We start from the raw sequence: 20034 nt of genomic DNA, 5'->3' as shown, positions 1-20034 counted from the left end.
GGGGCTGAAAAGGGAAAGCCCCTCCCGAAGAAGGGGCCTTAAATAAGGAAAGGGTTATGATGAGGTCAGTCATCATACTGGTGATTCTCTTAGTGATTAGCTTCCACGCTTACTAAGACACCAGGGGGAGGGGGAAACCTCTCCCTAACCCTCACTCCTTAATTTAGGATTGCATCCAGTGGAAGTCAATGCCTGTGCGAGCCACTTTGCGACATGGCGAGCAGTTAACTAAACACCACCTGCGCCCAGCGGGCCAAACCAGCGGTGACCGAGCCAAAATCATCGCCACCGGCAATCGGAATTCCAGGCAGTTGCTCCGCCAGCGCTTTTTTGATCAGCGGAGAACGGGCACTGCCGCCGGTCAGATAGATGATATCCGGCTTTTCTGCGCTTGCGTTTAACGCCAGATGTACCTGCTCCATAATGCGCGTCAGCGGTTGGTCCAGCGCTGTCTCCAGCCCTTGCTGAGTGATAGCGGTGGCGAGTTCATCGCTGATAAACGGCAAGGTCGTTGCCACTTCCGGGCGATCGGAGAGCGCGATTTTGCTTTCTTCGGCGCTGCGCACCAGGCGGTAGCTCAGACGCTGCTGCCACACTTTGTAGAGCAGGGCGACTTTCTCTGCATCACGGGCGTCGCGTGCCAGGTCGCGCAGCATGCGGCCATTGGCGCTGCTGTAGAAATCGGTCTGCGCTGGAACATCGTTAATCGCCACCGCATTCCACCAGGGCAGAATCGGCAGGGCGATGCCTTTTTCAGTTTCGCCGCCCATACCAAGTAATGGCATCAGGCTTTTGAAGGCCAGCGCGATGTCGAGGTCGTTCCCGCCGACGCGGCAACCGCTGTGGCCGAGCAGGCTTTGTTCGCGATCAAGCTTCTCACGCCATTGTGGGCCCATCAGCAAAACGGAGCAGTCAGTGGTACCGCCGCCGATGTCGACAACCAGCACGCGCTGCTCTTTATCCAGCGTAGCTTCGAAATCGAGCCCTGCGGCAACGGGTTCATACTGGAATACCACATCGCGAAAACCAGCACGTTTCGCCGCGCGTTCGAGAATACCCTGCGCCTGCACGTTAGCGTCGTCCCCGCCGAGCCCCTGGAAGTTAATGGGGCGACCAATGACCGCCTGATCAATGCTTTCAGGTAGTTGACCCTGCGCTTGCTGGCGAATATGCAGCATCATCGCGCACACGAGGTCTTCGAATACGGCTACCTGCTGCGGCTTCAGCCCGCTGGCGCCGAGGAATGATTTTGGCGATTTGACGAAGTAGACCTCTTCCGGGTCATCGATGTACTGGCGCAAAGACGCCAGTCCGAACTGCACGCTGTTGCTCAATACGTCGATATCTTCGTCGCGATTATAGTTGACCGCCCGGCGCAGCAAGGCCTGGGTTTCATCTCCCGTGGCGGGTACCTGATGATGGCGGTAGAGCCATTCGCTGACCGCTTCGCGGGTGGGGGCACAGAGCATCGAAGGCAGCAGCGAACTGCCGTTTTCCAGGGTCAACAGATGAGGTTTTCCCTCCTGCATCACCGCCACTGAACAGTTTGCCGTACCGTAGTCAAAACCAATAAACACCTTTAAATCCCCATGCCGGTGAAGAAGGGGGGCGACTTTACTTGCATTTTTTCCTGACGACAAGTCGGAATATGATAGCAAGGAACAAAAGCCGGTTTGCCGCTATGCTGTAGGCGCAAACCGGGGAGAAAATATGTTCGAATTAACGTGGCAGGCACCTTACGACTGGCCGTGGATGTGGGGTTTTTTACAGGCGCGTGCGGTGGCAGGCATCGAGCGTTTTGAGGAAGGGCGATACACGCGCAGTTTTGAATACAACGGGCATTGCGGCGTCATCACTATGACGCCGGATGAAACGCGGCAGGTGCTGTGCGTCACGCTTTCAGAAGGCTTATTACCGGTAGCGCAGCCTTGCCTGACGCGAATCTCTCACTTGCTGGATCTTAAATGTGAGCCTCAGACAATTAATGATACGCTTGGCACGCTGGCGAGCGCGCGACCAGGGTTACGCTTACCGGGCGCGATGGATGCGTTCGAGCAAGGCGTCAGGGCGATACTCGGCCAACTGGTGAGCGTATCAATGGCGGCAAAATTAACCGGCAAAGTGGTCGCCGCGGTGGGTGACCCCTTGCCCGATTTTACCGACTTTTACCTTTTCCCACGTCCGGAACAGTTGATGAATGCCGATCCCCAGCGGCTTAAGGCGCTGGGTATGCCGCTCAAGCGGGCGGAATCGCTTATCTATCTGGCAAGGGCGGCGTTAACCGGCGAGCTGCCGCTCAACGCCCCCGAGGATATTGAGCAGGGAATGAAAGCACTGCAAAGCTTCCCCGGGATTGGTCGCTGGACGGCGAACTATTTTGCCCTGCGTGGCTGGCAGGCCAGCGATGTATTTTTGCCGGATGATTATTTGATCAAGCAGCGTTTCCCCGGCATGACGCCCGCGCAGATCCGCCGCTATGCCGAGCGCTGGCATCCCTGGCGCTCTTATGCGCTGCTGCATATCTGGTATACGGAAGACTGGGCCCCGTAAAGGCTTACTCTTTTTGTGAGAAGCGGTTTTGGACGCGCGGCATGGCATCCGGGTGCGTGCCGTAAATCGTCACCCGTCCGCGGCCATTGTTTTTCGAGGCATAGCAGGCGATATCCGCTTGCGATAACAGATCGGTCAGAGAGGTATTATTCCTGTCGATAAAGGTGATCCCCACGCTGGCACCAATATGGTGCTCGCGGCCTTCCCAGGTAAAGTGGTAGTTATTCACGCCGTCGACAATGCGCTGCGCAATATCGTGCGCGTCCTCTTCTTTACACTCCGGCAGCAGCAGGCCGAACTCATCGCCGCCAAGGCGGGCAAGAATATCGCCTTTTCGCACAAGGCTGAGCATCAGGGCTGAAATCTCGCGCAGCAGGGCATCACCGGCGGCATGTCCCGCGTTATCGTTCACAGACTTAAAGCGGTCAAGGTCAATAAACACCAGCGCATGACGTTCCTGCGCGTTATCAATGTTGAGCAGATGGCGTTTGAGATGGCTTTCAAAACTTGCCCGGTTCGCCAGATGGGTCAGCACATCATGTGAAGCGCTGTAGCTGAGCTGACGCAGCATCTCACGTGAATCGGTTATATCCTGAATTACCAGCACAGAACCGATATTTTCGCCATTCAGCGTGCTGAGTGGCGTAATGCTGTACTGAATATCAAAACTGCCGCCGTTTCGACTGTGCAAAACCAAATCGTCCTCAATATCGCTTCGGGAGAGATCTCCTGTATGGAAGTTTCCTATCAGCGGGCCATGGTCGCCGACACTGATGTGGAATACGGAGAGCAGCGGTTTATTCAGCGCATCCTGCTGGAACCACCCGCTTATTTTTTCTGCCACCGGGTTCATAAAGGTGATATTCATGTTGCTATCGGTGCACACGACGGCTTCGCCGATGGAGTCGAGCGTGATATGTAACCGCTCTTTCTCCTGGAACAGCGCTTCGTTCAGCTCTTTCACTTCGGTCATATCAATATTAATGCCGAGCAGGCGTTCTACTTCGCCCTGCTTATTCAGCACGCGGTTCGCCAGCGATCGAATATGACGAACTTTCCCCTTCAGCTTAACGCGAAACTCGAGCATCAGTGGTGCGCTGGATTTGAGCGAGTTCAACACCTTGCGGGTCGCGTTTTCGCGATCTTCCTCAAGCAGGCAGGATTCCCAAACCTGCCAGGTGGGTTTCACATGTGAAGGAACGCCGTAGAGTTCAAACATCCGTTTATCCCAACTGATTTTGTTCGGCTTGAGATCCCACTCCCAGATACCTATGCCGCCCGCTTCATTGGCAAGCGTAATGCGCTCCATCAGTCGCTGGTTAATCAGCTCGGTTTTTTTCAGTTCGTTAATGTCTTCAATCTGGGCAATAAAGTACAGCGGGGTACCGTCCGGGTTGCGTACTAATGACACGGCGAGCAGCGCCCAGACTACTTCGCCCTGACGGGTGTAATAGCGCTTCTCCATGGTGTAGGTGTTGATGTCGCCGCGCACCAGACTGTCGCGTTGACTCAGGTCGGAGTCTAAATCCTCCGGTAAGGTGAGTTCCTGAAAGGTCAGCTCGCGTAACTCATCCGGGCTGTATCCCAGAAACTGGCACAGGGATTTATTGACCTGTAACCACTGGCCTTCCGTTCCTACCAACGCCATGCCAATGGCTGAATATTCCATCGCATTGCGAAAACGCTCTTCACTTTCAACAATATGCTTACTTTCGGCGCGAAACGCGTACATCACCATGGTCATGACGTTCGCCGGAAGCAGAATCATCACAAATGGCATCCACGACGCATTGGTAACGGTATACACAACCGAGACGTGCTGCGAGAGCGTGGAGTCCGACATAATCAGCGACACCAGCATCACCGTGCACAGAAAAACCATAAACGCTTCCATACGCGGTAAGCGCACGGCGCTCCACATCAGAAATACGATGATGCAGGTATAGGGCCAGGGCATATAAATCATCGACAGTGCGCTAAGGGCGAGGGTCACGGCCAGCGTCAGCAGCGTTTCCAGCAGCAGGCGCGGGTTGCGGTGACGCAGCAGGTAATGCGGCTTAAACAGCAGCCCTAGTGGCACCAGCGCCAGTGCGCCAATGGCTTCGGAAAGCGTCCAGACAATAAACGACTGCAGCGGGTTATCACCCGGCACAAGCAGATACACCATCAGCCCGCCGACCAGCGGCGGAATCAGCGCGCTGCCAATGGCAAGGCGGATCCAGTCATGAAGATTTTGCAGCGGGTTATAGTGGGGTAAGAGCTTACGCAGCAGCAGGCCGCCCACGACGGCTTCGGCGGCATTAATCCCGGAGTAAATCAGGTTTAGCTCGTGCAGCGGAAAGAGCACCAACGATGCCGCCACATTACCCAGCGTACAGACAATGGCAATGGCGGGCCATAAGCGGCGGCTGTGGCGATAAAACGCCACCATCATGACCGACGTCGGGAACCAGAGCGGTGCCAGAAGCGCGCCAAGTTGCGTCAACTCAAGTGAAAAAAGGGTGAAAATAAACGTCACCAGACCCAGACTGGCCAGACGTAGCACAGGGTGAGTGGGAACAACGAAGACTGGCTGGGATACTTTTTTCATTACCATTTTCGCGAAGAGTGCCGCAGGGTGGTTTCAGATTTATCTGATAGTGGATGTTGCCATGCTAGTACAAAGCATTAAGAATTTATATGGGGGTAGCACATAAATAGATAGCACTGAGACCCTGCTTGCGCAACCTGACGGAACGGAAAACGTACGCTTTCGCCCCTAACGCGTGCGTGGCAGAGGAACTTTTCGCTGCCGACCCGCGCAATCCCGCGCATACGACTGGTATCGCGGTCGCGAAATCCCTATAATTGCCGCGTTTGACGCTCTGGCGTCGTCCTTCCTTATCATCCAGGTTAATCAGGTCGCAAAAATTTATGACTGATAAGTCTCATCAGTGCGTCATCATAGGCATCGCCGGCGCATCGGCTTCGGGTAAAAGTCTTATCGCCAGCACGCTGTATCGCGAATTGCGTGAACAGGTTGGTGATGAACATATTGGCGTTATTCCCGAAGACAGCTACTACAAAGACCAAAGTCATTTGTCGATGGAAGAGCGTGTTAAGACCAACTATGACCATCCAAACGCGATGGATCACAGCCTTTTATTGCAGCATCTGCAAATGCTCAAACGCGGCGAACCTATCGAATTACCGGTCTACAGCTATGTAGAACATACCCGCACCGCCGAGACGGTTCACGTCGAACCGAAAAAAGTCATTATTCTTGAAGGTATTCTGTTACTGACGGAAGCGCGGCTGCGTGAAGAGATGAGCTTCTCAATTTTCGTTGATACCCCGCTGGATATCTGCCTGATGCGCCGCATTAAGCGCGACGTTAACGAGCGCGGCCGTTCGATGGACTCAGTGATGGCGCAGTATCAGAAAACCGTTCGCCCGATGTTCCTGCAGTTTATCGATCCCTCCAAACAGTATGCCGATATCATCGTGCCGCGTGGCGGGAAAAACCGCATTGCAATTGATATTCTGAAAGCGAAAATTAGTCAGTTTTTTGAATAACTCACGCGAATTGTGTAACGTGCAGTAATCGCCTCCGCGTATCTTGTTATGGGGGCTGGTTGTACCAAAGGAGAATGGCATGCGTCTGTGTGACCGAGATATTGAAGCCTGGCTGGATGAAGGCCGACTGGCAATTAACCCGCGTCCTCCCGTCGAGCGTATTAATGGCGCGACGGTTGATGTGCGCCTGGGCAATAAATTTCGTACCTTCAGCGGTCATACTGCCGCCTATATTGATTTAAGCGGCCCGAAAGCGGAAGTGAGCGCGGCGCTCGACCGCGTGATGAGCGAAGAGATCGTTCTCACAGAAGGTGATGCGTTTTATCTGCACCCGGGCGAGCTGGCACTGGCGGTGACGCTGGAATCGGTGACGCTGCCTGCGGATTTAGTCGGCTGGCTTGACGGGCGTTCCTCCCTGGCGCGTCTTGGGCTGATGGTTCACGTGACCGCGCACCGTATCGATCCGGGCTGGTCCGGTTGTATCGTTCTTGAATTCTATAACTCCGGTAAATTGCCGCTGGCGCTGCGTCCGGGAATGCTGATTGGCGCGCTGAGCTTTGAGCCGCTTTCTGGCCCGGCTGCACGCCCTTACAACCGTCGTGAAGACGCGAAGTACCGTGACCAGCAGGGCGCGGTCGCCAGTCGTATCGATAAAGACTGAGTTAACGCTGGTCTGGTGAGGATGCCATGAGACGTATTTTAACGACGCTGATGATTCTGCTGGTGGTGCTCATCGCCGGCCTCTCGGCGTTGGTTCTGTTGGTCAACCCGAATGACTTCCGCAGCTATATGGTGCGGCAGGTCGAGGCGCGCAGCGGCTATCAGCTTCAACTGGATGGCCCGCTGCGTTGGCACGTCTGGCCGCAGCTCAGCATTTTGTCCGGTAGAATGCGTCTCACCGCACCGGGGGCAACGGAGCCGCTGGTTCGCGCCGATAACATGCGTCTGGATGTGGCGCTGCTGCCGCTGCTTTCGCATCAATTACAGGTTAAGCAGGTGATGCTCAAGGGCGGGGTGATCCAGTTAACGCCGCAAAGTGAAGCCGCACCGGTTGAACATGCTCCCGTTGTGCCGAAAGAAAACACCTTGCCGCTGGTGCCGGAAGATCGTGGCTGGTCCTTTGATATCTCTCGTCTCAAAGTGGCCGATAGCGTGCTGGTATTCCAGCATGCTGATGATGAACAGGTTACAGTACGTGACATCCGTCTGGAGATGGAGCAGGACGAACATCACGTGGCAACACTCGATTTTTCTGGGCGCATCAATCGTGATCAACGTGACTTAGCACTGGCGCTGACCGCACGTATCCAGGCTGGCGATTATCCACATCGTCTGGACGCGCAGCTCTCGCAAATCACCTGGCAACTTCAGGGCGCTGATCTGCCTTCGCAGGGCATCAGCGGTGCAGGTAGCGTGAATGCGCGCTGGCAGGAAGAGCAGAAAACCCTGAGCTTCAGCGACATCAATTTTACAGCTAACGACAGCTCACTGCGCGGCTCTGGCAGCGTGGTCTTGAGCGACCATCCGGTATGGACGCTCGATTTGCAGTCTGACAAACTCAATCTCGATAACCTGTTAACCCGTAGCGCAGCCATGACCGACGCCAACGGTGTCCAGCAGGCGCAGAGTGCGCCAAAACAGGCGCGTCCGGTTATTGCCGACAGCGACAGCGTTCCGCAATACAGCGGCCTGAAAAGCTTTGATGGCGCGATTTCGCTGGTAGCAAAACAACTGACCTGGCGCGGAATGAACTTTACCAATGTGGTGCATCAGGCGACCAACACGCGTGGTCTGTTGGATATTACCCGGCTTGAAGGCACGCTGGACGGCGGAAAGCTCTCACTGCCTGGCCAACTGGATGCCCGGGAATTAACGCCTGCGGCGGAATTCCACCCGCAGCTTGAGAATGTCCAGATTGGCAGCCTGCTGAAAGCCTTTAATTATCCTATTGAACTGACCGGGCGCTTAACGCTGGACGGTGAGTTTGCCGGTACGGCCATTGACGCTGAGAGCTTCCGTCGCAACTGGGAAGGGAAAGCGGATATCTCGCTGAAAGACGTGCGCGCGGAAGGCCTGAACTTCCAGCAACTGGTACAGCAGGCGGTTGAGCGCAGCGCCGATGTTAAAGCGCAGGAAAGCTACGACAGCGCCACGCGGCTTGATAACCTGACGACGGCGTTCAGCCTGGATCACGGCAAACTGACCCTGAGCGATATGCAGGGCGAGTCGCCGCTGCTGGCGGTTAATGGTAAAGGTCTGCTGGATCTGGTCAAAGAAGAGGGCGACATGCAGTTTAACGTCCGCGTAGTTGACGGCTGGCAGGGCCAAAGCTCGCTGGTTCAGATCCTCAAAGAGACGGCCATTCCGCTACGTGTTTACGGCAAGTGGCAGGCGCTGAATTACAGCCTTCAGGTGGATCAGGCGCTGCGTAAGCATCTGCAAAGCGAAGCGCGCCGCCGCCTGAGCGACTGGGCGGACAAAAATAAGGACAGGCAGTCAGGAAAGGATGTGAAGCAGTTTTTAGAGAGTCATTAAGACATACACCCCTCACCCCGCCCTCTCCCACAGGGAGAGGGAGAAAACCCGCGCAGAACATGTAGATTAGCACACTCTGTCCCCTCTCCCTGTGGGAGAGGGTTAGGGTGAGGGGGGAGTTCTACCATCGCTCCAGCCTTTGTCTCAGCAATTCATTTTCCCGCGCCAGCCGCGCATTCTCATCCAGCAGCGTCAACGCCACGGCGATGCCAGGCCAGTCGAGTTCCAGCTCATGACGCAGGCGCACGGCGCGATGTACCACCACCGCTGCATGGTCATCAAACAGCCACTCCTGTGCTTGCGAAACGCGCGGTTCAATCATCCCCAGCCCGACAATTTCATCCAGCTCTTCGGTTGACACTCCCGTGCGCAGACAAAATTCAGTGACGGTTAAGGTTACGGTAACGGTCGTCATTATGCTTTCCCCCATGTTTTACGCGGGTCGAAGCTGACCTGACTCTCAGCCAGTTGTTGCCACAGCGTGCGCGTTTTCTCATCCGGTTTCGGCGGCATTACAATTTTAATCACCGCAAACAGATCGCCGGTGACGGTTTTACTGACCAGCCCTTTGCCCTTAATGCGTAGCCGTTGTCCGGCCTGACTGCCGGGTGGAATGGTCAGCAGAATGCTCTCTTTTAGCGTAGGTACTTCAACTTTGGTACCCAGCGCAGCTTCCCATGGTGCCAGCGGGAGTACGATCTCCAGATTATGGCCGACGATATCAAACAGCGGATGCGGCGCGATGTGAATAATCATCCACAGGTCGCCGTTTGGCCCGCCATTTTCGCCCGGCGTGCCCTGGCCTTTGAGGCGAATACGTTGCCCGTCGCTGACCCCCGCAGGGATTTTCACATTCAGCGTTTTCGGCAGTTCCTGCTCAACCATGCCGAAGACGTTATACACCGGCACTTTATAGCTGATAGTACGCTGCTGCTCGGCCAGCGTCTCTTCGAGGAACACCGCCACTTCAATTTCCAGATCCTGGCCGCGCGACGCGCGCTGGCGGCGGGCGTGATGCGCCTGCTGACCAAACATCGAAGAGAAAATATCGTCAAAATCCTGTTGATTGTAGCTCTGCTCGTGGCCCTGCTGCTGGCGGCCAAACTGCGGATCGTTACGATGCGCCCAGAGCTCGTCATATTCGGTGCGCTTCTGCTCGTCTTTCAACACTTCCCAGGCTTCGGCGAGATCTTTAAAGCGGGCTTCGGCATCGTTTTCTTTACTGACATCGGGGTGATATTTGCGCGCCAGACGGCGGTAGGCGGTCTTGATGGTCTTCAGATCGTCCGTTGGTTTAACCCCCAGAATCGCATAATAATCCTTTAATTCCATAATGTTATCTCATTAATGAATGCGGTGGTCATGGCCCACCTGAAAAAGGGCTCGTGTATAAGCGTAGGGCAAATGTGCGCGGTAGGGCAGAAGAAATGTGCGGGAAAATTGATAGAAGACAAGAAGGTAAAAGGGCTGATTAATAATCAGCCCTTATGTGCATTACACCTCGAAGTTCAGTTCATCCTCTTCCTGCGGCGGTGGGATAATCTGGACCTTTTGCACGCGGTGGCTTTCAACCTGCAACGTTTTCAGCGTGAAGGGGCCAATTTGCACCTCTTCTCCCGCTGTCGGTACGCGTTGCAAATGTTCCATCAGCAGCCCGGCAATGGTGTGATACTCACGTTTGTCGTCCAGCGGCAGTGGAATGTACTGCACCAGATCTTCCAGTGGCATATGCCCGTTCGCAGTCCAGGTACCGTCCGGATTGCGCTGAATATCGTGGCGGGCGTCAATCTCTTCCACTTCGTTCGGCAGGTTGCCGGCGATGGTCTCCATGACGTCACTGAGCGTCACAATACCTTCCACCGAACCAAATTCATCGACTACGAAAGCGAAGTGGGTACGGGCGTTACGGAACTGTTCCAGTGCGGAGAGCAGCGGCAGCGTTTCCGGGAAGACCAGCGGCTGGCGGATAAGCGCGCGCAGGTCCAGCGGCTCATTGCGCAGGGACTGTTGCAGCAGATCAATCACGTGTACCACGCCTAACAGCTCTTCTTCATCATCGCCGCCGGTGATAACCAGACGCGTGTGCTGGTTTTTCTCCAGCAGCGCGCGGATTTCGCTTTCCGGGGCGCTGAGATCGATATGCTCAATATCGTGGCGCGAGGTCATAATACTGCTGACGGTACGTTGGTTGAGGTTGAGCACGCGCTCAATCATCATCCGTTCCTGCGGCTCGAAGATAGGATCGTCCCGATGGTCGGCAATCATGGATGCGCTATCGGCATCCAGCTCGGCGTCCTCTTTTCGCCCACTCAGCAGGCGCATCACCGTTTCGGTCGTGCGCTGGCGCATCGTCAGGTTTGCTGTCAGGAAGCGACGACGGTTGAAGATGGCCAACTGGTTCAGCGCCTCAATCATCACCGAGAAGCCAATCGCCGCGTACAGATAGCCTTTCGGAATGGCAAAGCCAAAGCCTTCTGCGACCAGGCTGAAACCAATCATGAGCAGGAAGCTGAGACAAAGAATAACGATAGTCGGGTGGCTGTTCACAAAGCGCGTGAGAGCTTTACTGGCGAGCAGCATCAGGCTGATGGCAATAATCACCGCCGCCATCATGACCGCCAGATGGTCAACCATTCCGACCGCCGTGATCACCGAGTCGAGCGAGAAGACCGCGTCCAGCACCACAATTTGGGCGACGACGCCCCAGAAACGCGCGCCGCGCCGCTGGGTGGGGTTATCGCTGTCTTTACCTTCCAGCCGTTCATTGAGTTCGACGGTGGCTTTAAAGAGAAGGAAGAGGCCGCCGAAGAGCATAATGAGGTCACGCGCGCTGAAGCTTAAATCGCGGAACACAAAAAGCGGTTTAGTGAGCGTAACCAGCCAGGAAATCGAGGCCAGCAGCACCAGACGCATCAGCATTGCCAGAATCAGGCCGGTGACGCGTGCGCGGTCGCGCTGCGCCGGAGGCAGTTTTTCTGCCAGGATGGCGATAAACACCAGGTTATCAATCCCGAGAACGAGCTCGATGACCACAAGCGTGATAAGACCCGCCCAGATTGAGGGATCGGCAATCCATTCCATACGTTGTTTAATACCTTAAGTCATATGACATTTGTCACACTTCGATCATGGATAAAGCCGGGGCAAATTGCAATGTTTCCCTGAGATTTGTCTGACGAAAAATGCCAGGTCGTGGATAATTAAACCTTATGTTTTCTCTTGTTTATTATAGCGAGTGCCAATACTTGCTGAAATAACATACCGACATTTATGATAATTCTTTTATGTCAATATAAATAAAATCCTAAAAAAACGTTTTTGTGGTGCTTAATATTATTCTTAAAAACTATTTTTAAGCCGTCGTTACCTTGCCTGCTGTTTGCATTGCTGTAACAATTCTTCCGGCATTGAATGTTAAAAGGCATGGGAACGTATCCGGCAGATATTTATGCGCCGAAAAGTTTAATGCCAGGAATAATCTTTATTCAATGTCGAAAATGTAGACTTATTTCTAACATTCTGAATTTTAGGTGATTTGGTAGCTTAAAGCCAAGGGCGGTAGCGTGCCTGAAGGCGAGATAATCAGCCTCGATTATTCTGTCAATAGCCTGCGGATGAATACAATCTTTTTTAGGATATATGCCATTTATATTCACGCACGATTAAATGCATTCTGAATGCTCAGGTAATAGAGATGTTCGGGTTTATTTAATTCGCACAGGATAATTTCTCTGCCAAAGTGATAAATAATCAATGATGAAATCCAAACTAAAATTGATGCCATTATTGGTGTCGGTAACCTTTATGAATGGTTGCACTGTCTTTCCTGGCAGCAATATGTCTACCTACGGGAAAGATGTCATTAAACAGCAAGACGCTGATTTTGACATCGACAAGATGGTGAATGTTTATCCGCTGACCCCGCGACTGATTGAACAATTGCGCCCACGACCCAATGTCGCACAGCCAAATACCTCGCTGGATCAGGAGTTAAGCAATTATCAGTATCGCGTGGGGCCGGGTGACGTGCTGAACGTCACCGTCTGGGATCACCCGGAACTCACCACCCCGGCAGGCCAGTACCGCAGCTCCAGCGACACCGGGAACTGGGTGCAGCCTGACGGCACCATTTTTTACCCTTACATCGGTAAAGTTGAGGTGAAAGGCAAAACCCTCTCGGAAATCCGCCAGGTTGTCAGCCAACGCCTGGCCGCTTACATCACCGACCCACAAGTTGATGTGAACGTCGCCGCGTTCCGCTCGCAGAAAGCGTATGTGTCCGGGCAGGTGAATAAATCGGGGCAGCAGGCGATTACTAACGTGCCGCTGACCGTTCTGGATGCCATTAACGCCGCAGGCGGCCTGACCGACATGGCCGACTGGCGCAACGTGGTGCTGACGCATAACGGGCGTGAAGAGCGCATCTCCATTCAGGCGCTGATGCAGAACGGCGACCTGAAACAGAACCGACTGCTGTATCCGGGCGACATATTGTTTGTGCCACGCAACGATGACCTGAAAGTGTTCGTGATGGGTGAAGTGAAGAAACAGAGCACCCTCAAAATGGACTTCAGCGGCATGACGCTGACCGAAGCGCTGGGCCAGGCGGAAGGGTTGGATCTCACCTCCTCGAACGCCAGCGGTATCTTCGTGATCCGCCCAACCAAAGAGGGCAACAACGGCAAGATGGCGAACGTGTACCAGTTGGATATGTCCGATGCCACTTCGCTGGTGATGGCGACCAACTTCGTGCTGCAACCGTATGACGTTGTTTACGTCACTACCGCGCCGGTTACCCGCTGGAACCGTTTGATTAACCAACTGTTGCCGACCATCAGTGGCGTTCGCTACATGACGGACACGGCAAAAGATGTTCATACGTGGTAAGCCGACATGTTTAACAAAATTCTCGTGGTATGCGTGGGGAACATTTGTCGTTCCCCTACGGGGGAGCGTCTGCTGAAAAGCCATTTGCCGTCGGTAACCATTGCGTCCGCAGGTTTAGGCGCGCTGGTGGGGAAGGGGGCAGATGCCAGCGCGGTGAGCGTGGCAGCAGACCATCAACTCTCTCTTGACGGGCATTGCGCCCGCCAAATTTCCGGCGCGATGTGCCGGGAGTATGACCTGATTCTGGCAATGGAACGCCGCCACATCTCGAAACTGCATGACATCGCGCCGGAAATGCGCGGCAAGGTAATGCTGTTTGGGCACTGGGATGATGAACGCGACATTCCCGATCCCTATCGCAAAAGCCGTGAAGCCTTTGAAGCGGTATATCAGTTACTCGACAGGTCTGCTCAACAGTGGGCGCAGGCACTGAAAGCTCAGCAGGGATAACAATGACAGAAAAAGTAAAACAGATAGCCCCGCAGACCACGGGCAGTGATGAAATTGATATTGGTCGCCTGGTGGGCACGGTCATCGAAGCAAAATGGTGGGTGCTGGGTATTACCGGCGTGTTCACGCTGGTCGGCATTATCTACACCCTTTTTGCCACGCCGATTTACAGCGCCGATGCGCTGGTGCGCATTGAACAAAATCAGGGCAGCGCGCTGGTGCAGGATATCAGCAGCGCTCTGAGCAATAAGCCGCCCGCGTCTGACGCGGAGATCAGAATGATCACCTCGCGTCTGGTGCTGGGCAAAACTGTTGACGACCTTGACCTCGATATTTCGGTTGAGAAAAACACCTTCCCGCTGATTGGCGCAGGGTGGGATCGCTTGATGGGGCGCAAAAATGAAACGGTTAAAGTCAGCACTTTTAATCGCCCGCAGTCGATGGCGGCAAGCACCTTTACGCTGGAAGTGCTGAGCCCGACGCGCTATCAACTGAGCAATGATGATGGCTTCAGCGCCCAGGGCGAAGTAGGCAAACCGCTGGAGAAAGGCGGCGTGTCACTGTTGGTGACGGCAATTGCCGCCCATGAAGGCGCATCGTTTACCCTGACGCGATTCTCCACGCTCGGCATGATTAATTCGCTGCAAAACAGCCTGAGCGTCACGGAAGATGGTAAAGATTCCGGCGTGCTGACCCTCAGCATTACCGGCGAAGATAAAGAGCAGATCCGCAAGATCCTCGATAGCATTGCGCGTAATTACCTCGAACAGAACGTGGCGCGCAAATCCGAAGAAGCGGCGAAAAGCCTCGCCTTCCTCGATAAACAGCTGCCGGTGGTGCGCCATAATCTGGATGTTGCGGAAAACAACCTTAATGCCTATCGCCAGCAGAAAGACTCCGTCGACCTGCCGCTGGAAGCGAAATCCGTGCTGGACTCGATGGTTAACATTGACGCACAGCTCAATGAACTGACCTTTAAAGAAGCGGAAATCTCTAAGCTCTACACCCGCATTCACCCTGCGTATCGCACGTTGCTGGAAAAACGTCGGGCGCTGGAAGAAGAGAAAGCACGCCTGTCGAAACGGGTGACCGCGATGCCCAAAACGCAGCAGGAAATTGTGCGTTTAACGCGTGATGTGGAATCCGGGCAACAGGTGTATATGCAGCTGCTGAATAAACAGCAGGAGCTGAAAATCACCGAAGCCAGTACCGTGGGTGATGTGCGTATTGTCGACCCGGCGATTGCACAACCGGGCGTCGTGAAGCCGAAGAAAGCGCTGATTATTCTCGGCAGTCTGATCCTCGGCCTGATGCTCTCTATCGTTGGCGTGCTGCTGCGCTCACTGTTTAACCGTGGTATCGAAAGCCCGCAGGTGCTGGAAGAGCATGGTATTAATGTTTATGCCAGCATTCCGCTGTCGGAGTGGCAGAAAGCACGTGACAGCGTGAAAACGGTGAAAGGCGTTAAACGCTATAAACAGAGCCAGCTGCTGGCGGTCGGTAACCCAACGGATCTGGCGATTGAAGCAGTGCGCAGCCTGCGAACCAGCCTGCACTTTGCGATGATGCAGGCGGGTAACAAGGTGCTGATGATGACCGGCGTCAGCCCGTCTATTGGTAAAACCTTTGTCTGCGCCAACCTCGCGGCGGTGATAAGCCAGACCGGCAAGCGCGTGCTGATGATCGACTGTGATATGCGTAAAGGCTATACCCACGAACTGCTGGGGACCAGCAACGATAACGGTCTGTCAGAAGTGCTGGTCGGGAAAGCCGATATTGCGTCCTGCGCGAAGCGCACTTCGATTAACAACTTCGATCTGGTACCGCGCGGTCAGGTACCGCCTAATCCGTCGGAGTTGCTGATGAGCGAGCGATTCAGCGAACTGATGAGCTGGGCCAGCGCCAACTATGATCTGATCCTTATCGATACGCCGCCAATCCTGGCGGTCACCGATGCCGCCATTGTCGGTCGCCACGCGGGCACCACGTTGATGGTAGCGCGCTACGCGGTCAATACCCTGAAAGAAGTGGAAACCAGCCTCAGCCGCTTCGAGCAAAACGGCATTGAAGTGAAAGGGGTGATCCTGAACTCCATCTTCCGTCGCGCGACGGGCTATCAGGATTACGGCTACTACGAATACGAATATAAATCTGATTCTAAATAAGGTGTGTTTGCCCTCACCCTAACCCTCTCCCACAGGGAGAGGGGATCGTACGGTGCTGGTTTTCTCCCTCTCCCTGAGGGAGAGGGCCGGGGTGAGGGGGAAAATGCCATGACTTTGCTTCTCCGGGGGATCCTCATGACCACAGAAAATCCATTGATCTCTATCTATATGCCGACCTGGAATCGCCAGCAGTTGGCTATCCGCGCCATCAAATCGGTGCTGCGCCAGGATTACCCGAACTGGGAGATGATCATCGTCGATGATTGCTCCGAATCATACGAACAGCTTCAGCAATTTGTCACCGACCTGAATGATCCTCGCCTGTACTACATCCATAACGACGTTAATTCCGGCGCGTGTGCGGTGCGTAACCAGGCGATTATGCAGGCGAAAGGCCAGTTTATTACCGGTATTGATGATGACGATGAATGGACGCCAAACCGTTTGTCGGTGTTTCTCGAACAAAAGCACCAACTGGTGACCCACGCGTTTCTTTATGCCAACGACTATCTTTGCCAGGGCGAAGTCTACTCGCAGCCGGCGAGCCTGCCGTTGTATCCGAAATCGCCGTTTTCCCGCACGTTGTTCTATAAACGCAACATTGTTGGCAATCAGGTGTTTAGTTCGGCGTGGCGTTTCAAAGAGTGCCTGTTCGATACGCAACTGAAAGCGGCGCAGGATTACGACATCTTCCTGCGCATGGTAGTAGCCTACGGCGAGCCGTGGAAAATCGAAGAAGCGACGCAGATTCTGCACATCAACCACGGCGAGATGCAAATCACCAATTCGCCGAAAAAGTTTTCCGGCTACTTCCATTTTTACCGCAAACACAAAGACAAATTTGATCGGGCGAGCAAGAAATACCAGCTCTTCACCCTGTATCAGATCCGCAATAAACGCATGAACTGGCGCACGCTATTAACGCTGTTTTCAGTGCGCAACGGCAAACGCCTCGCCGACGGACTGCGGGGGAAATAATCATGCTGGAAGATTTACGCGCCAATAGCTGGAGCCTGCGCCCATGCTGCATGGTGATGGCCTATCGCATCGCCCATTTTTGCTCCGTGTGGCGCAAGAAAAATGTGCTCAACAATCTGTGGGCCGCGCCAATGTTGTTGCTCTATCGCTTCGTGACCGAGTGTCTGTTTGGCTACGAAATTCAGGCCGCCGCGACGATTGGTCGCCGCTTCACTATTCACCACGGTTATGCCGTAGTCATCAATAAGAACGTGGTGGCGGGCGATGATTTTACCATCCGTCACGGTGTCACCATCGGTAATCGCGGCCCCAACAGCCTGGCGTGTCCGGTTCTCGGCAACGGCGTTGAACTCGGAGCCAACGTGGTGATTATCGGCGATATCACGATTGGTAATCAGGTCACCATCGGTGCAGGCAGCGTCGTCCTGGATAACATCCCCGACCATGCGTTGGTGGTGGGTGAGAAAGCGCGGGTGAAGGTACTGAAATGAATATTATGCAATTTAACGTTCGCCTGGCAGAGGGCGGCGCGGCAGGCGTGGCGCTGGATCTCCATCAGCGCGCGCTACAGCAGGGAATGAACTCGCAGTTTATCTACGGCTATGGCAAAGGCGGCAAAAGAAGCGAAAGCCATGACCGTTATCCGAATGTGATTAAGCATACGGCGCGTGCCACTTCGATAGCGAACCTGGCGCTGTTTCGTCTGTTTAACCGCGACCTGTTCGGAAATCTGAACGGGCTGTATCGCACAGTGACGCGCACAACCGGACCGGTAGTGTTGCATTTTCATGTGCTGCACAGTTACTGGCTCAATCTGGCGGAGGTCGTGAAATTCTGCCAGCGGGTGAAAGCACATAAACCTGACGTCACTTTCGTCTGGACGCTGCACGATCACTGGAGCGTCACCGGTCGCTGCGCGTTTCTTGACGGCTGTGAAGGCTGGAAGAGCAACTGCACGCAGTGTCCGACCCTCAGTAACTACCCGCCGGTGAAGGTCGATCGTGCCCATCAGCAGGTCGATGAAAAACGCGCGCTGTTTCGCCAGATGTTGGCGCTGGGCTGCAACTTTATTTCGCCCAGCCATCACGTGGCCGATGCCTTCAACAGCCTTTACGGCGCAGGCCGCTGTCTGGTGATTAACAACGGAATTGATGTGGCCACGGAAACCATTCTGGCCGACCTTCAGCCCAAAGTGGCAAATGCGCAGCGGCCAAAAATCGCCGTGGTAGCGCATGACCTGCGTTACGACGGAAAAACCAATCAGCAACTGGTGCAGGCGCTGATTGCCCTCGGCGATAAAGTGGAAGTACATACCTTCGGTAAATTCTCCCCGTTCAACGCGGATAACGTGGTGAATCATGGTTTCCTGACCGATAAACGCCAGCTGATGGGCAAACTCAACGGTATGGATGCGCTGCTGTTCAGTTCTCGCGTCGATAATTATCCGCTGATTCTGTGCGAAGCGCTGTCGATTGGCGTGCCGGTTATTGCGACTCACAGCGATGCCGCACAGGAAGTGTTGAGTAAATCAGGTGGGCGTACGGTCGATGACAGCGACGTTCTGCGTCTTGCGCAGCTGTCGAAAGTGGATATCGCTCAGGCTATTTTTGGGACCACGCTTACGCAGTTTAGCGCCCGTAGCCGTCAGGCCTACAGTGGCCAACAGATGCTGGAGGAGTATGTCTCGTTCTATCAGAATCTGTAGCTATCTGCTGCTACCGTTAATCTACTTGCTGGTTAACGTTAAAATCGCCCAGCTTGGTGAGAGCTTTCCGATAACTATCGTTACTTTTCTGCCGCTGCTGCTTTTACTCTACGTTGATCTGATTAACCTGAAAAAACTGATGATTGCACTCGGCGCGGGGGCAGGGCTGACGCTGTTTAACTATCTGTTCGGCCAGTCTTACGATGCCAGCAAGTACGTCACCTCGACGATGCTGTTTGTCTACATTGTGATTATTGTCGGCATGGTATGGAGTATTCGCTTTAAGGTTATCTCGCCGCATAACCACCGCAAAATTTTGCGTGGCTTTTATATGGTGATTGGCGTCATCGTCATGCTGGCAGCCGTCGAGATGCTGCAAATTATTGTCTCCGGAGGCAGTAGCCTGATGGAGACAATTTCGAAATATCTTATATACAGTAACAGCTATGTTCTGAATTTTATCAAGTTCGGCGGTAAGCGTACCACCGCACTTTATTTCGAGCCGGCATTCTTCGCTCTGGCGTTAATCTCAATTTGGCTCTGTATCAAACAGTTCGGTATCAAAACCCCTAAAGCAGATGCTATGATTCTGGCAGGGATTATTCTTTCAGGATCATTTTCCGGGGTAATGACGTTTATCCTGTTTTATTTACTGGAGTGGGCTTTCCAGTATCTGAACAAAGAGGCTATTAAGAAAAAACTGCCGTTAGCGATTATTTCTTTGGCCGTATTTTTGGTCGGCCTGGTGTTTGCTTTTCCGTATATATCGGAACGCCTTGGGGATTTGGGGACGGAAGGCTCGTCATCCTATTACCGTATTGTTGGTCCGCTGGTAATGGTCGGTTATTCACTGACCCATATTGATGGGGTTGTGCGTTTCGGATCTCTTTACGAATATGTGGCATCATTCGGAATCTTTAACGGTGCGGATGTCGGAAAAACAATAGACAATGGTTTGTATCTGCTCATTATTTATTTTTCGTGGTTCGCAGTGATATTGACGGCATGGTACATGATTAATGTCGGAAAGATGACAATTAACGCTTTTGGGAATAATCGCAATTTCCGTGTGCAGTTGTTTCTTTTTACGCCGATATCGCTGTTTTTTACCGGTTCAATATTTAGCCCGGAATATGCATTTTTAATTGTCTGTCCGTTTATTTTGCGTAAAGCGCTCAATATGGCAGACAACGGATAAGGTGGAAAAAA

Annotated in this window: 16 protein-coding genes and 1 pseudogene; 12 read left to right on the top strand and 5 right to left on the bottom strand. The window is 53.7% G+C overall.

Annotated elements, in window-relative coordinates; all coding sequences use genetic code 11:
- Positions 1 to 56 precede the first annotated feature (56 nt).
- Positions 57 to 116: a type I toxin-antitoxin system Ibs family toxin gene (locus NMC31_RS07875; RefSeq protein ID WP_253897603.1), complete on the top strand. Its 60-nt coding sequence runs from the start codon at positions 57 to 59 to the stop codon at positions 114 to 116.
- Positions 117 to 224: 108 nt separating this feature from the next.
- Here NMC31_RS07875 and yegD read toward each other — a convergent pair whose 3' ends face one another.
- Entirely contained in the window at positions 225 to 1577 is a 1353-nt protein-coding gene (gene yegD, locus NMC31_RS07870) for a molecular chaperone (RefSeq protein ID WP_149462392.1), read from the bottom strand.
- Between the two features lie 133 nt (positions 1578 to 1710).
- Here yegD and alkA point away from each other — a divergent pair, with 133 nt between their 5' ends.
- Complete coding sequence (gene alkA / locus NMC31_RS07865) at positions 1711 to 2550, top strand: DNA-3-methyladenine glycosylase 2 (RefSeq protein ID WP_253897527.1); 840 nt, start codon at positions 1711 to 1713, stop codon at positions 2548 to 2550.
- A 7-nt stretch (positions 2551 to 2557) separates the two neighbouring features.
- Here alkA and NMC31_RS07860 read toward each other — a convergent pair.
- Positions 2558 to 5140 (bottom strand): annotated as a pseudogene (locus tag NMC31_RS07860) (diguanylate cyclase); the annotation flags it as partial.
- Between the two features lie 323 nt (positions 5141 to 5463).
- Here NMC31_RS07860 and udk point away from each other — a divergent pair.
- The 3 genes from udk (at position 5464) to asmA (ending at position 8640) form a co-directional block, all read left to right on the top strand.
- Complete coding sequence (gene udk / locus NMC31_RS07855; protein WP_015963820.1) at positions 5464 to 6105, top strand: uridine kinase; 642 nt, start codon at positions 5464 to 5466, stop codon at positions 6103 to 6105.
- A 79-nt stretch (positions 6106 to 6184) separates the two neighbouring features.
- Positions 6185 to 6766, top strand: coding sequence for a dCTP deaminase (dcd, locus tag NMC31_RS07850; protein ID WP_253897526.1), 582 nt, complete (start codon positions 6185 to 6187; stop codon positions 6764 to 6766).
- Between the two features lie 26 nt (positions 6767 to 6792).
- Positions 6793 to 8640 carry an outer membrane assembly protein AsmA gene (asmA, locus tag NMC31_RS07845; RefSeq protein WP_253897525.1) on the top strand — a complete coding sequence of 616 codons (1848 nt, stop codon included), beginning with the start codon at positions 6793 to 6795 and terminating at the stop codon, positions 8638 to 8640.
- A 121-nt stretch (positions 8641 to 8761) separates the two neighbouring features.
- On the opposite strand, the gene cbpM is transcribed toward asmA, so the two are convergent.
- From cbpM to NMC31_RS07830, 3 genes are all read right to left on the bottom strand, one after another.
- Positions 8762 to 9055, bottom strand: a complete 294-nt coding sequence (gene cbpM, locus NMC31_RS07840) for a chaperone modulator CbpM (protein ID WP_253897524.1) — start codon at positions 9053 to 9055, stop codon at positions 8762 to 8764.
- Positions 9055 to 9972, bottom strand: coding sequence for a curved DNA-binding protein (cbpA, locus tag NMC31_RS07835; RefSeq protein ID WP_253897523.1), 918 nt, complete (start codon positions 9970 to 9972; stop codon positions 9055 to 9057). The genes cbpM and cbpA overlap by 1 nt, the downstream gene beginning before the upstream one ends.
- 162 nt (positions 9973 to 10134) lie before the next feature.
- A complete protein-coding gene (locus NMC31_RS07830) occupies positions 10135 to 11721 on the bottom strand; it encodes a TerC family protein (RefSeq protein WP_253897522.1) in 1587 nt (528 codons plus the stop codon).
- Positions 11722 to 12393: 672 nt separating this feature from the next.
- Here NMC31_RS07830 and NMC31_RS07825 point away from each other — a divergent pair.
- The 7 genes from NMC31_RS07825 (at position 12394) to wcaD (ending at position 20023) form a co-directional block, all read left to right on the top strand.
- Positions 12394 to 13527, top strand: coding sequence for a polysaccharide export protein (locus tag NMC31_RS07825; RefSeq protein ID WP_253897521.1), 1134 nt, complete (start codon positions 12394 to 12396; stop codon positions 13525 to 13527).
- Positions 13528 to 13533: 6 nt separating this feature from the next.
- Complete coding sequence (gene wzb / locus NMC31_RS07820; protein ID WP_149462384.1) at positions 13534 to 13977, top strand: low molecular weight protein-tyrosine-phosphatase Wzb; 444 nt, start codon at positions 13534 to 13536, stop codon at positions 13975 to 13977.
- Positions 13978 to 13979: 2 nt separating this feature from the next.
- Positions 13980 to 16142, top strand: coding sequence for a tyrosine-protein kinase Wzc (gene wzc / locus NMC31_RS07815; protein WP_253897520.1), 2163 nt, complete (start codon positions 13980 to 13982; stop codon positions 16140 to 16142).
- Positions 16143 to 16277: 135 nt separating this feature from the next.
- The gene (gene wcaA, locus NMC31_RS07810) at positions 16278 to 17120 is read left to right on the top strand and encodes a colanic acid biosynthesis glycosyltransferase WcaA (protein ID WP_253897519.1); all 843 of its coding nucleotides are present in this window, start codon (positions 16278 to 16280) and stop codon (positions 17118 to 17120) included.
- Between the two features lie 2 nt (positions 17121 to 17122).
- A complete protein-coding gene (gene wcaB, locus NMC31_RS07805) occupies positions 17123 to 17611 on the top strand; it encodes a colanic acid biosynthesis acetyltransferase WcaB (RefSeq protein ID WP_149462381.1) in 489 nt (162 codons plus the stop codon).
- The gene (gene wcaC / locus NMC31_RS07800; protein WP_253897518.1) at positions 17608 to 18825 is read left to right on the top strand and encodes a colanic acid biosynthesis glycosyltransferase WcaC; all 1218 of its coding nucleotides are present in this window, start codon (positions 17608 to 17610) and stop codon (positions 18823 to 18825) included. The genes wcaB and wcaC overlap by 4 nt, the downstream gene beginning before the upstream one ends.
- Positions 18800 to 20023 carry a colanic acid polymerase WcaD gene (wcaD, locus tag NMC31_RS07795; RefSeq protein WP_253897517.1) on the top strand — a complete coding sequence of 408 codons (1224 nt, stop codon included), beginning with the start codon at positions 18800 to 18802 and terminating at the stop codon, positions 20021 to 20023. The genes wcaC and wcaD overlap by 26 nt, the downstream gene beginning before the upstream one ends.
- Positions 20024 to 20034 lie beyond the last annotated feature (11 nt).

It is taken from the genome of Pseudocitrobacter vendiensis (genome assembly GCF_943590815.1).
Taxonomy (GTDB): domain Bacteria; phylum Pseudomonadota; class Gammaproteobacteria; order Enterobacterales; family Enterobacteriaceae; genus Pseudocitrobacter; species Pseudocitrobacter vendiensis.
The sequence above is the reverse complement of the archived record's forward strand: the minus strand, read 5'-3'. Positions and strand labels throughout refer to the sequence as shown.